Here is a 12139-nt window from a genome sequence, read left to right on the forward strand (position 1 = left end):
TGAGCCACACCCCCCGGCTCAGCCACCCCCCTGTCGCGCCGCACGCAACGTGAGCGCGACGCACAACCCGCCCCCGGGCGCGTCCTTGAGGGCCACGGTCCCGTTGTCGTCGGTGACGAGTTGCTTGACGACGGCGAGACCGAGGCCCGAACCGGACCTCCCGGTGAGGCCCTGACCGCGCCAGAAGCGGTCGAAGGCGCGGGACTTCTCGGCGTCCGACATCCCGGGCCCCTCGTCCAGCACCGACAGCACCACCTCGTCGCCCCGGGTCTCCATCGAGACCGTGATCGTCGCACCGTCCGGTGAGACCTCCAGGGCGTTCGACAGCACGTTGTCCAGGACCTGTTCCAGATGACCGGGACTGGCCAGCACAAGCGGCCGGCCGTCGGCACTCCCCCTGAGCGTGATGGTGACTCCGCGCTCGTCGGCGGCCGGTCTCCACACGTCGAGACGTTCCCCGATGACCTCCCGCAGGGACAGCGGTTCCGCCGCCGTCACCTTCGCCTCGGCCCGCGCCAGCACCAGCAGGCCGTTGACCAGGCGGCTCATCCGGACCACCTCGGCGGTGGCCTGCTCCACGTCCTCCCGTACGAACTCGTCGTCCGTGCCGTCCGCGATGTTGTCCAGGGACAGCCGCAACGCCGTGAGGGGCGTGCGGAGTTGGTGGGAGGCGTCGGCGACGAAGATCCGCTGCGAGGCGATCAGCGTGTCCAGGCGTTCGCCCGCCTGGTTCAGCGTGCGCGCCAGGGTCTGGGTCTCCTGCGGGCCGGTGACGGGGGAGCGCGCGGTCAGATCGCCGTCGCTGAGCTTGCTCGCCATCTCGTTGAGCTGGAGCAGGGGCCGGGTCAGCCGGCGGGCCACGAAGACACCGATGATCGCCGCGGCCACCAGGACCAGCACGGCCAGCCCCGCCCGGAATCCCCAGATCTGCCAGAGGCGGGACGTGAGGTGGTCGGTGGAGAACACGATGCGTACGGCGCCGACGACCTCGTCCGTGCCGGCGTCGCGCGCGGGGGCGGTGACCACCAGGTTCTTGCCCCAGATGAAGTCCGAACCCCAGTCCTCGGTGGTCCTGCCGTGCCGCAACGCGCTGGTCAGCGCGGTGTCGCGGGTGGGCGCGGCCAGGCCCTTCGGCAGGCACCCGTTGGTGGAGGCCACCTGGACCCTGACCTCGGTGGGCTCGTACGCCTTCGCCAGCCGTTGCAGCGCCTCGCAGGAGGCGTTGTCGCCGTTGCCCAGGAGCCGTGCCATGGTCTGGGCCTCGCGCTCGACGGAGCCGATGGTGTCGCCCCGCAACTGCGCGGTGAGGGTGAAGGCCACCGGCACGGTGAACAAGGCGATCGCGACGGCGACGAGCAGGACGTAACTGCGGAGCAGTTGGCGGATCATGAGGTGCCGGAGCCTTCACTGCCCTCGGTGGCCTCGCCCTCGTTCACCATCAGCCGGAACCCGACCCCCCGCACCGCCTCGATGGTGATCGCCCCGGCGAGTTTGCGCCGCAGGGCCGCCACATGGACGTCGAGCGTCTTCGTCGGGCCGAACCAGTTCGCGTCCCAGACCGCCTCCATGATCTGTTCGCGCGACATCAGCGCGCCCGGCTCCTCGGTGAGGAAGGCGAGCAGGTCGTACTCCTTCGGCGCGAGGGCCACCTCCACGCCGTCCAGCCGCACGCGCGCGGCCTTGCGGTCGACGGTGAGGCGGGGGCCGTAGCGGTCGGGGCCGGCCGGTGGCGCGTCGGCGGCGGGCGGCTGCACGCGGCGCATCACCGCCCTTATCCGGGCGATGACCTCACGCACACCGAACGGCTTGGAGACGTAGTCGTCCGCGCCCAGCTCCAGCCCGACCACGCGGTCCGTCTCGTCGCTGCGGGCGCTGATCACGATGATCGGCACCTGGCTGCGGCCCCTCAGCGCCTTGCACACGTCGAGACCGTCGGTGTCGGGCAGGCCCAGATCGAGGAGGACGACATCGTACGGGCCGTCGTACGACAGTGCCGCCCCGCCCGTGTTGACCCACTCCACCTCGAAGCCGTATCGCAGGAGTCCTCGTCGCAGGGACTCGGCGACCGGCTCGTCGTCTTCCACCAGAAGTACGCGCACGCCATGACCCTAGTGCTTGAAAGTTGGCGTTCCGCCGCCGCGGGGCGTCCTGGGGGGCCCAGGTGTGACGCCGGGCACTTTTCCGGGTGCTCGCCGACTGTTCGGCGACGGCCTGGGCAGAGACGTTCCCGGAGCGGTCGAAGGTCCGGGCGAGAAGCCGGGTGAAACCGGTGGTACGTCCGCAGAAAACCCAGGCGATCAAAGGGTGAGCGGGACATCTCACCATGCGATACCAGGGAAGGGATATTCGGCCGCTCGTTAGACTGAGCCGACCGCCGCGGCACGCCCGAGTGTGTGTGTATGAGCGGATAAGGGACTGAAACGGAGCGAGGAGCGCACGTGGGCCTTGTCGTGCAGAAGTACGGAGGCTCCTCCGTAGCCGATGCCGAGGGCATCAAGCGCGTCGCCAAGCGGATCGTGGAAGCGAAGAAGAACGGCCACCAAGTGGTCGTCGTCGTTTCCGCGATGGGCGACACGACGGACGAGCTGATCGATCTCGCCGAGCAGGTGTCACCGATGCCTGCCGGGCGTGAGTTCGACATGCTGCTGACCGCCGGAGAGCGGATCTCCATGGCGCTGCTGGCCATGGCGATCAAGAACCTGGGCCACGAGGCCCAGTCGTTCACCGGCAGCCAGGCAGGCGTCATCACCGACTCGGTCCACAACAAAGCCCGGATCATCGACGTCACACCCGGCCGCATCCGGACCGCGCTGGACGAGGGCAACATCGCCATCGTCGCCGGTTTCCAGGGTGTCAGCGCGGACAAGAAGGACATCACCACCCTCGGGCGCGGCGGGTCGGACACGACCGCCGTCGCGCTGGCCGCCGCGCTGGAGGCCGAGGTCTGTGAGATCTACACCGACGTCGACGGAGTCTTCACCGCCGACCCGCGGGTCGTGAAGAAGGCCCGGAAGATCGACTGGATCTCCTCCGAGGACATGCTCGAACTGGCCGCGTCCGGTTCGAAGGTGCTGCTCCACCGCTGTGTGGAGTACGCCCGCCGCTACGACATCCCGATCCACGTCCGCTCGTCCTTCTCCGGACTGCCGGGCACCTGGGTCAGCAACGAGAAGCCCGAGTCGCAAGGGGACCACAAGGTGGAGCACGCCATCATCTCCGGAGTCGCCCACGACGTCTCCGAGGCCAAGGTCACGGTCGTCGGCGTCCCGGACAAGCCGGGCGAGGCCGCCGCGATCTTCCGCGCCATCGCGGACGCCGAGGTCAACATCGACATGGTGGTGCAGAACGTCTCCGCCGTGACGACCGGGCTGACGGACATCTCCTTCACCCTCCCCAAGACCGAGGGCCGCAAGGCCATCGACGCCCTGGAGAAGAACAAGGCCGGCATCGGCTTCGACTCCCTGCGCTACGACGACCAGATCGGCAAGATCTCCCTGGTCGGCGCGGGGATGAAGACCAACCCGGGCGTCACCGCCTCCTTCTTCGAGGCCCTGTCCGACGCGGGCGTGAACATCGAGCTGATCTCGACCTCCGAGATCCGAATCTCGGTCGTCACCCGCGCCGACGACGTCCCCGAGGCCGTGCGTGCCGTGCACTCCGCCTTCGGACTCGACTCCGACAGCGACGAGGCCGTCGTCTACGGGGGTACCGGTCGATGATCCTCCGCTCGTACGGTCCGTACGACGACGGAGGTGACGGTCGCTGATGGCCGTCAGGCACATGGCCGTGGCCGTCGGGCACATGGCCGTCAGGCACGAAGGCGACGGCCGCTGATGGCCGTCGACGCCGGGCGCACCGGCAGGCCGACGCTCGCGGTCGTGGGCGCCACCGGTGCCGTCGGCACGGTCATGCTCCAGATCCTGTCCCACCGGGCGGACATCTGGGGCGAGATCCGTCTGCTCGCCTCCCCGCGCTCGGCCGGCCGCAAGCTGGCCGTGCGCGGGGAACAGGTCGAGGTCACGGCCCTGTCGGAGGAATCCTTCGACGGGGTCGACGTCGCCATGTTCGACGTACCGGACGAGGTCGCGGAGCGCTGGGCACCGGTCGCCGCGGCCAAGGGCGCGGTCGTGGTGGACAACTCGGGCGCCTTCCGGATGGACCCGGAGGTGCCCCTCGTCGTCCCCGAGGTCAATCCGCACGCCGCCCGGAACCGGCCGCGCGGGATCGTCGCCAACCCCAACTGCACGACCCTCTCCATGATCGTCGCGCTCGGCGCGCTGCACGCCGAGTTCGGGCTGCGCGAGCTGGTGGCCTCCTCGTACCAGGCGGTCAGCGGCGCGGGACGGGCCGGCGTGGAGACCCTGCGGCAGCAGATCGCGCTGGTCGCCGGTACGGAGCTGGGGACCACCCCCGGTGACGTACGGCGGGCCGTGGGCGACAACACCGGGCCGTTCCCGGAGCCGGTGGCGCTGAACGTGGTGCCGTGGGCCGGGTCGCTCCGCGCGGACGGCTGGTCCTCGGAGGAGATGAAGGTCCGCGACGAGACCCGCAAGATCCTCGGGCTGCCGAAGCTGCCGGTCGCCGTGACCTGCGTACGGGTGCCGGTGGTCACCGCGCACTCCCTCACGCTGCACGCCCGCTTCGAGGGCGAGGTCACGGTCGCCAAGGCGCGCGAGATCATCGCGACCGCGCCGGGTGTCGTGCTCTTCGACGACCCGGGTGCGGGGGAGTTCCCCACGCCCGCGGACGTGGTGGGTACCGATCCGACCTGGGTGGGGCGGGTGCGGCGGGCGCTGGACGATCCGACGGCGCTGGAGCTGTTCGTGTGCGGGGACAACCTTCGCAAGGGGGCCGCGTTGAATGCGGCGCAGATCGCGGAACTGGTGGTGGCGGGCGCCTGATCGCCTGGGGTTCTGGTTCGTCGGCGGGTGCGGGTCCGTCGTGGCCGCTCGCGCGGTTCCCCGCGCCCCTGCTTTTCAGGCGCGCGGGGAACCGCGCGAGAAGCCCCCACCGGGCCGTACCCGCCGACGCGCAGGCACCCCCGAGCTCCCATGCGTGGGCCCCTGTCGGCGTCGGCGTGTAAGTTCTTCGAGTCGGCGGTTCGGCGGACGGAGGATTTCCGTCCGTGCCGCCGCCGGATCCCCGGGTTGATTCAGGCCTCCCGGTGATCGAGGATTTTTCCTCCCCGTCCACCGCAACCGCGCGCGGACGGGGAGCGTCTTTCACGGGCGCCCTTCGGCGGGGCTGGGCGCCAACACTTGGGGCATAGGGGAAGAGCTGGTACGCATGAGGGCGTTCGACGCGCTGTCCGGTGTTCGGCGGGCCGTACCGACAGCTGTACGCAGCGTGCCGTCGGGCGCGGCTGCCGCACCGGCCGGCGGATGTGTCATCCGGACACGCGTGCGATCTGACGCAAAACAGTTGCCTGTCGCGTACAACCCCGACGGGGGGACGCGGGTCCAACAGGCGTGGCAGAGGTACTCGATTTCACCGCGGTACAGACGAGGGGCACCGCCCTTCGTCCACCCCGCCGTCCCCGCTTGCCCGGTTCGGCCGGCGGCATGCCGGTGATCGCGCCGATGCCCGCGGCGCGGCCGACCCGCATACCCAACCAGCGCGACGGCGCGGACGACACGTCGACGGTGCCGGCCTCCGGTACGACGGTCGACCATCTCACCGAGACCTACCGCGCCCACTACCGCTCGCTGCTAGGCCTCGCGGCACTCCTCCTCGACGACACCGCCTCCTGCGAGGACGTCGTCCAGGAGGCGTTCATCCGCGTGCACTCGGCACGCAAGCGCGTCCGGGACCCGGAGAAGACGCTCGCCTATCTGCGCCAGACGGTCGTGAATCTCTCGCGCTCGGCCCTGCGCCGCCGCATCCTCGGTCTGAAGCTGCTCTCGAAGCCGATGCCCGACATGGCGAGCGCGGAGGAGGGCGCCTACGACCAGCTGGAACGCGACTCCCTCATCAAGGCGATGAAGGGGCTCCAGCGCCGCCAGCGCGAGGTCCTCGTGCTGCGCTACTTCGCCGACATGACCGAGGCCCAGGTCGCCGAGACGCTCGGGATATCGCTGGGTTCGGTGAAGGCGTACGGCTCCCGGGGCATCGCGGCACTGCGGGTCGCCATGGAGGCGCCGGCATGAGCAGGCACGACAGGGACGGACTCGGCGCCCGGAGGCGTGCCTCCTGGGGACGCCGGGACGACGACGAGCAGCAGGAACAGCAGGAACAGCAGAAACAGCAGAAACAGCAGGAACAGCAGGAACAGCAAGAACAGCAGGAACAGCAGGAACAGCAAGAACAGCAAGAACAGCATGGGCAGGACGGGAACGCCGGGGGGCGCGGGCCCGAAGAGCACGAAGAAACGCCATCGCACGCTGGGAACGGAACTGTGAATCACGGCCCCGAAGAACAAGGCCCCCACCCCCAGGGCCAGGATCTCGAAGGCCGCGCCCCGGACGACTCCCGACCGGACGCCTCGGATGCGGACGGCGACGACGCGCGATCCGCCGACCTGAATTCGGCTGACCCGGGTACGGACGACACCGGTTCGGATGACGCCGGTGTGGACGATGCCGGGGCGGACGACGCCGGTGAGGGCCCCGCGAGTGCGGCCGAGCCGGTCGGCGAGGGCCCGCGTCTCGGCGCGCTGACGTCGGCAGGTCTCAACGGGTCGCGCTCGAACGGCTCGGGTTCGAACGGGTCGCGCTCGAACGGCTCGGGTTCGAACGGATCGCGACCGAACGGCTCGGGTTCGAACGGCTCGGGGCCCGGCGCCGGTGGTTCCGGGGCGGACGGCATCGGCGGCTTCGGGTCGGACGAGCTGGTGCTGCGCAATCTGCTGCAACAGGCGGTCTCGGACATCGAGCCCAGGGACGGCACGCTGGAGCATCTGCGGCGGGCGGTACCGGCACGGCGGGCCCGCAAGCGGCAGGCCGTCGTCGGTATGGCCGCCGCCGCGCTCTTCATCGGCACGGCGATCCCGGCCCTCGTCCACGTCTCCAACTCCACCGGCTCCGACGTCAACCCCTCCATCATGGGCAACGGCTCCCACACGCAGGGGTCCGCCGGCGAGTCCAAGGGGCAGACCGGCGGGGACGGTTCCTCGGGCGGCTCCACCGGCGGCTCCAAGGAGTCCGGCAAGGACACCGGCAAGGACAAGGACGACAAGGGCAAGGGCGAGAGCAACGGCTCCACGGGCGGCGCCCAGGCGACGCCCACGACCGCGGCCTCCGCCCTGTGCACGGCGTCCCAGCTCGGCGGCGGCGGCAGTGTGGGCGCACCGGACTCCAGCGGCGCCGTCTACGGCACGTTCCGCGTCTCCAACATCTCCGGCACGAGCTGTACGGTCACCGGCGCGGGCGGGGTCAGCATCACCCCGCAGGGTGCCGCGGACGGGTCGAAGATCAGCGTGGTGAACCATGTCGCGGGCGACGTGGCGGCCGGGCTGCCCGATCCGTCGCTGTCCCTGACCCAGCTGATGCTGGTGCCGGGGGCGGCGTACGAGGTGCAGTTCGCCTGGGTGCCGTCGGAGCCCTGCCCCACCACCAGCGGCGGTACGACCGACGGCGGCACCGGTGGCACGGACCCGTCACCGGACCCGACGCCGACGGGGGAGGCGACCCCCGGCACCACCACCGACGGCTCCAACTCCGTCTCCACCCAGCTCTTCACCGAGGACGGCGTCGTCGACGGCGGTGTCCTCGTCTCCCACACCACCGAGGGCGGCGTCGCCACCTTCACGACGGCCGTCAGCAACGCCTGCGCGGGTGTCGTCTACCGCACGGGCCTGATGGCGGGCGCCTGACCGACCGACCACCGACCGGGGAGCACCGCCGGTCCTGCACCCACCCAACCAACCGGGGGGCACCGCCGGTCCTACTGGGCCGGCTCGGCTTCCCGGGAGTGGGGCTCGGCGGAGTGATCCGCCGGGTGGTCCTCGGCCGGAAGACTCCTGTCCGGGAGGTTCTCGTCCGGGACGATGCCCAGCTCCGTGTCGCGGATGAACTCCACCTCGCGGCGGACGAGCCGGAACCACATGAAGACGACGAAGCCGGCGAAGACGAACCACTCGCCGGTGTAGCCGAGGTTCTGGAAGGCCTTGAGGTCGAGCCCGGTGTCCTGCGGGGTGGTCGCGGGCACGGCCTTCATGCCCGAGTCGGCCTTGTCGAGCGTGATCCAGGCGTCGTACAGATCGTCCGGCACCAGATTCACCAGCGCCGCCGCACTGATCGCCGAGGTCTGCCCGGCCGGCAGCCCGCCCTGGACGGGCACGCCGTTCGACCCCGGGGTCTCGGACGCCTGGAGCGAACCGGTCACGGTGACCTCGCCGGAGGGCGCCGCCGGGGCACGGTCGGCGTCCGCCGCGCCGGGCACCCAGCCCCGTACGACCGGCAGGGACTTGCCCCCGTCGGTGCGCAGCAGCGTCAGTACGTAGAAGCCGTTCCTGCCGTCCACCTCGCGGTTGGGCACGAGGAGTTGCTCGCCGTACCGTCCGGTCGCCGTGGCCGGTTCGCCCGAGGTCTCCTTGTCCACCGGCAGCAGCTCGGCCAGCGGGCGCGCCGGGGACCGGTCCGCCGGGTCGATCCGCTCGGTCGCCGCGCGATGGTCCTGCATCCGGTCCTCGAACCGGCTCAGCTGCCAGGACCCCATGAACACACAGAAGGGGATGGCGAGCAGCACGAAGACGTTGATCCCCCACCATCGGGGCGTCAGCAGAAACCGGTACACGCCGTCCACCGTACGGTGCCCGCGCCGGGCGCCCGGTCGCGGGGTCGGTCCCCACGGCCCCGCCGGCCCACCGCCGGGCACCGCCCGCCACCGGTCGGCACCGCTCGGCACCGCTCGGTTCAGTACCGCTCGACGAGGTGCTCCCGCCCGGCCGGCGGCTCGTACGGCTCCGGCCAGAAGTCCACGACCCCGGCTATCCGGCCGTCCCCGTCCCCTGTGAAGAAGGAGATCGCGTACATCTCCTCCAGCCCCACGGTGACGTGTGTCCAGGTGACCACCTGCCCCGGCTGCCCGGACTCCCCTCCCTGCCCCGGCTCGGCGACGATCCGCTCGATCCGGGCGTGCCAGTCGCCCGGATACTCCCGGTTGAACTCCACATACCGCTCCCGGCCGCGGATCCGCTCCCGGGTCTGCGGCAACTCGTACACGACGTCCGCCGCGAGGGTCTCGGCGAACGCGGCCCAGTCCCGGCCCTCGGCGGCGGCCCAGAAGCTCTCGACGGTCTTGCGCAAACTCTCGACGGTCTTGCGCAGATCGGTCCCAGAGGTCGTTGAGGTCATGGAGCGAGTCTGCACCCGACCACTGACAACGGCCCGGACGGAACCCGCCGCGGGCGAAGTTGTCCACAGGCTGGGGACCTCGGCGGCACATTGTCGTGCGGGCGGGGCAGTATGGGGCCATGACTGAGAGCAACGGGTCCACCCCGCAGGAGCAGAGCGGGTCCATGCCCGACTGGGAGAAGAGGTTCCGGGCGCCGAGGGTGTCCCTGCCGGACTGGGCGGAGGACGCGCCGCACCGCTCGCTGTTCGTCTCCAACGCCACGGGCACCTACGAGTTGTACGCGTGGGACCGTGCCACCGGCGAGCAGCGCCAGGCCACGAACCGGGCCAACGGCACCACGGACGGTGTGCTCTCGCCCGACGGCGAGTGGATCTGGTGGTTCGACGACAAGGACGGCGACGAGTTCGGCGTCTGGCGCCGCCAGTCGTTCCACGGCGGCCCGGACACGGAGGCGGCCCCGGGCCTCGACCCGTCGTACCCGGCGGGCCTGGCCATCGGCCGTGACGGCCGTACGGCGATCGTGGGCCGTTCCACCGACGAGGACGGCTCGACCATCCATCTGTCCCGGCAGGGCGAGGCCCCCGTCGAGATCTACCGCCATCGTGAGTCGGCCGGCGTCGGCGATCTCGCGCACGACGGCTCGCTGATCGCGATCGAGCACACCGAGCACGGCGACGCGATGCACTCGGCGCTGCGCGTGGTCCGGCCGGACGGCACGACGGTCGCCGAGCTGGACGACACCAAGGGCGGCACGATCGAGCTGGGCCTGGAGGTGCTGGGCTTCGCGCCCGTCGACGGCGACACCCGGCTGCTCATCGGCCACCAGCGGGGCGGCCGTTGGGAGCCGCTCGTCTGGGACGTGGCCTCCGGCGAGGAGACCGACCTCGGGCTCGCCGGGCGGCTGGAGGGCGATCTGAGCGCCGAGTGGTATCCGGACGGCTCGGCGCTGCTCGTCGCCCACAGCTTCGAGGCCCGCAGCGAGCTGTTCCGCTACGACCTGGCGACCCGCGGCCTGGAGCGCGTCGACACCCCGCGGGGCACCGTCTCCGGGGCCACGGCCCGCCCCGACGGCAGCATCGAGTACCTGTGGTCCTCCGCCGCCGAGCCGCCGGTCGTCCGCTCCACCACGGGCGAGGTGGTCCTCGACCCGCCGGGTCTGAAGTCGCCCGGCTCGGTGCCGGTGGAGGACGTCTGGGTGGACACCCCCGGTGGCCGCGTCCACGCCCTCGTCCAGCGCCCGGCGGGCGTCAGCGGGCCGTACCCCACCGTCTTCGACATCCACGGCGGCCCGACCTGGCACGACAGCGACGCCTTCGCGGCGGGCCCGGCCGCCTGGCTGGACCACGGGTACGCGGTGATCCGCATCAACTACCGGGGCTCCACCGGGTACGGCCGCGCCTGGACCGACGCGCTCAAGCACCGGGTCGGTCTGATCGAGCTGGAGGACATCGCGGCGGTCCGGGAGTGGGCCGTGACCTCCGGTTTCGCCGACCCCGGGCGGCTGATCCTGACCGGCGGCTCCTGGGGCGGGTACCTCACCCTCCTCGGCCTCGGCACCGATCCGGACGCGTGGACGCTCGGTATCGCCGCGGTGCCCGTCGCCGACTACGTCACCGCGTACCACGACGAGATGGAGGCGCTGAAGGCGATGGACCGCACCCTCCTCGGCGGCACGCCCGAGGAGGTCCCCGAGCGCTTCGAGGCCTCGTCGCCGCTGACCTACGTCGACGCGGTGAAGGCCCCCGTCTACATCTCCGCGGGCGTCAACGACCCCCGCTGCCCCATCCGCCAGATCGACAACTACGTCGACCGCCTCGCCACCCGCTCCGCCGTCCACGAGGTCTACCGCTACGACGCCGGCCACGGCTCCCTGGTCGTCGACGAACGCATCAAACAACTCCGCCTGGAACTGGACTTCGCGGAGCGCCACCTGAGCCGACCGACGACCTGACATGACACCCCGCGCCCCTGGAACAGGGGCGCGGGGAACCTTCTCCGGGAAGGCCGCAGGCCTCCCAAGGGGCGCGGGGAACTGCGCGCCCAGCCCCCACCGAACCCGCGCATGCCCATCCACCCCCGCGCGGAGCGCGAAAGGGGGTCGAAGGGGCGGAGCCCCTGGGGGATGGGACGGGTAGGGGCGGCGGGGGCGAGAAAAGCCACCCCCTCACGCGGCAGCCAACACCTCACCCTCCCGAACCCCCTCCTCCGCCGCGGCCAGCAACCGCACGAGCGTGCCCCGAGCCCGAGCCACACGCGACCGCACGGTTCCGACGGGGCACCCCGTCAGTTCCGCCACGTCCTCGTAGGACAGCCCGCGCAGCTGCGTGAGCACGAACGCCTCACGCCGTTCCCCGGGCAGCGCGCCCAGCAGATCGGCGAGCGCGACACCGTCGTCGAAGCCGGGCAGCCCGCGCGGCTGCGCGTGCTCGACGGCCAGCCGCCAGTCCGGTACGTCGGACAGCCGGGGCCGGGCCGCCGCGTACCGGAAGCTGTCGGTCACCGCCCGCCGGGCGATGGACAGCAGCCACGTACGGGCCGAGCAGCGCCCCTCGAACCGGTGCAGGCTGCCCAGCGCCCGCAGGAACGTGTCCTGGGCGAGGTCGTCCACCGTCTGTGGATCCGCGCCGAGGTGGGCGACGAACCGCTGGACGTCACGGTGCAGCGCGCCGACGAACCGTTCGACGGCCTCGGGGTCCCCACCGCGGGCGGCGAGCGCCCAGGCGGTTATGGACTCGTCGGTCATGGACCGGGTCTGCGGGATCGACGCGGGCAGGGGAGGAGGAGTGATCACTTGGTGTCCTTCTCGGGTCATCCGGGATCCGGAGCACCGACACGGGCCCCCGGG

The 12139-nt window shown here is 71.4% G+C and carries 10 protein-coding genes; 5 read left to right on the forward strand and 5 right to left on the reverse strand.

Annotation, left to right across the window (positions count from 1 at the left end):
- Window positions 1-18: 18 nt before the first annotated feature.
- Together F9278_RS26790 and F9278_RS26795 are read right to left on the reverse strand one after the other, a co-directional pair.
- Window positions 19-1389 (reverse strand): HAMP domain-containing sensor histidine kinase, encoded by a 1371-nt coding sequence (locus F9278_RS26790; protein WP_152170590.1) that lies wholly within the window; start codon window positions 1387-1389, stop codon window positions 19-21.
- Entirely contained in the window at window positions 1386-2099 is a 714-nt protein-coding gene (locus tag F9278_RS26795; protein WP_152170591.1) for a response regulator transcription factor, read from the reverse strand. Before F9278_RS26795 ends, F9278_RS26790 begins: the two co-directional genes overlap by 4 nt.
- A 339-nt stretch (window positions 2100-2438) precedes the next feature.
- On the opposite strand from F9278_RS26795, the gene F9278_RS26800 reads away from it, so the two are divergent.
- The 4 genes from F9278_RS26800 (at window position 2439) to F9278_RS47410 (ending at window position 7810) form a co-directional block, all read left to right on the forward strand.
- The gene (locus F9278_RS26800; protein WP_152170592.1) at window positions 2439-3719 is read left to right on the forward strand and encodes an aspartate kinase; all 1281 of its coding nucleotides are present in this window, start codon (window positions 2439-2441) and stop codon (window positions 3717-3719) included.
- A gap of 114 nt (window positions 3720-3833) precedes the next feature.
- Window positions 3834-4901, forward strand: a complete 1068-nt coding sequence (locus F9278_RS26805) for an aspartate-semialdehyde dehydrogenase (protein ID WP_152170593.1) — start codon at window positions 3834-3836, stop codon at window positions 4899-4901.
- 567 nt (window positions 4902-5468) lie between these two features.
- The gene (locus F9278_RS26810; RefSeq protein WP_086753769.1) at window positions 5469-6146 is read left to right on the forward strand and encodes a SigE family RNA polymerase sigma factor; all 678 of its coding nucleotides are present in this window, start codon (window positions 5469-5471) and stop codon (window positions 6144-6146) included.
- A complete protein-coding gene (locus F9278_RS47410) occupies window positions 6143-7810 on the forward strand; it encodes a hypothetical protein (protein WP_226966967.1) in 1668 nt (555 codons plus the stop codon). The genes F9278_RS26810 and F9278_RS47410 overlap by 4 nt, the downstream gene beginning before the upstream one ends.
- Window positions 7811-7881: 71 nt before the next feature.
- Here F9278_RS47410 and F9278_RS26820 read toward each other — a convergent pair whose 3' ends face one another.
- Both F9278_RS26820 and F9278_RS26825 read right to left on the reverse strand, forming a co-directional pair.
- Window positions 7882-8733 carry an SURF1 family protein gene (locus F9278_RS26820; RefSeq protein WP_152170594.1) on the reverse strand — a complete coding sequence of 284 codons (852 nt, stop codon included), beginning with the start codon at window positions 8731-8733 and terminating at the stop codon, window positions 7882-7884.
- Window positions 8734-8852: 119 nt separating this feature from the next.
- Window positions 8853-9293 carry a nuclear transport factor 2 family protein gene (locus F9278_RS26825; RefSeq protein ID WP_152170595.1) on the reverse strand — a complete coding sequence of 147 codons (441 nt, stop codon included), beginning with the start codon at window positions 9291-9293 and terminating at the stop codon, window positions 8853-8855.
- 119 nt (window positions 9294-9412) lie between these two features.
- Between F9278_RS26825 and F9278_RS26830 the strand changes: the two genes are divergently transcribed.
- Complete coding sequence (locus tag F9278_RS26830) at window positions 9413-11245, forward strand: S9 family peptidase (RefSeq protein WP_193241649.1); 1833 nt, start codon at window positions 9413-9415, stop codon at window positions 11243-11245.
- Between the two features lie 213 nt (window positions 11246-11458).
- On the opposite strand, the gene F9278_RS26835 is transcribed toward F9278_RS26830, so the two are convergent.
- Window positions 11459-12037, reverse strand: coding sequence for a sigma-70 family RNA polymerase sigma factor (locus F9278_RS26835; protein ID WP_404819024.1), 579 nt, complete (start codon window positions 12035-12037; stop codon window positions 11459-11461).
- Window positions 12038-12139 lie beyond the last annotated feature (102 nt).

The organism is Streptomyces phaeolivaceus (genome assembly GCF_009184865.1).
GTDB lineage: Bacteria > Actinomycetota > Actinomycetes > Streptomycetales > Streptomycetaceae > Streptomyces > Streptomyces phaeolivaceus.

Excerpts from the sequence above, each read along its gene's own strand:
- F9278_RS26790 (WP_152170590.1), bottom strand. The coding sequence starts at position 1,389 with ATGATCCGCCAACTGCTCCGCAGTTACGTCCTGCTCGTCGCCGTCGCG.
- F9278_RS26805 (WP_152170593.1), top strand. The coding sequence starts at position 3,834 with ATGGCCGTCGACGCCGGGCGCACCGGCAGGCCGACGCTCGCGGTCGTG.
- F9278_RS47410 (WP_226966967.1), top strand. The coding sequence starts at position 6,143 with ATGAGCAGGCACGACAGGGACGGACTCGGCGCCCGGAGGCGTGCCTCC.
- F9278_RS26825 (WP_152170595.1), bottom strand. The coding sequence starts at position 9,293 with ATGACCTCAACGACCTCTGGGACCGATCTGCGCAAGACCGTCGAGAGT.
- F9278_RS26830 (WP_193241649.1), top strand. The coding sequence starts at position 9,413 with ATGACTGAGAGCAACGGGTCCACCCCGCAGGAGCAGAGCGGGTCCATG.
- F9278_RS26835 (WP_404819024.1), bottom strand. The coding sequence starts at position 12,037 with ATGACCGACGAGTCCATAACCGCCTGGGCGCTCGCCGCCCGCGGTGGG.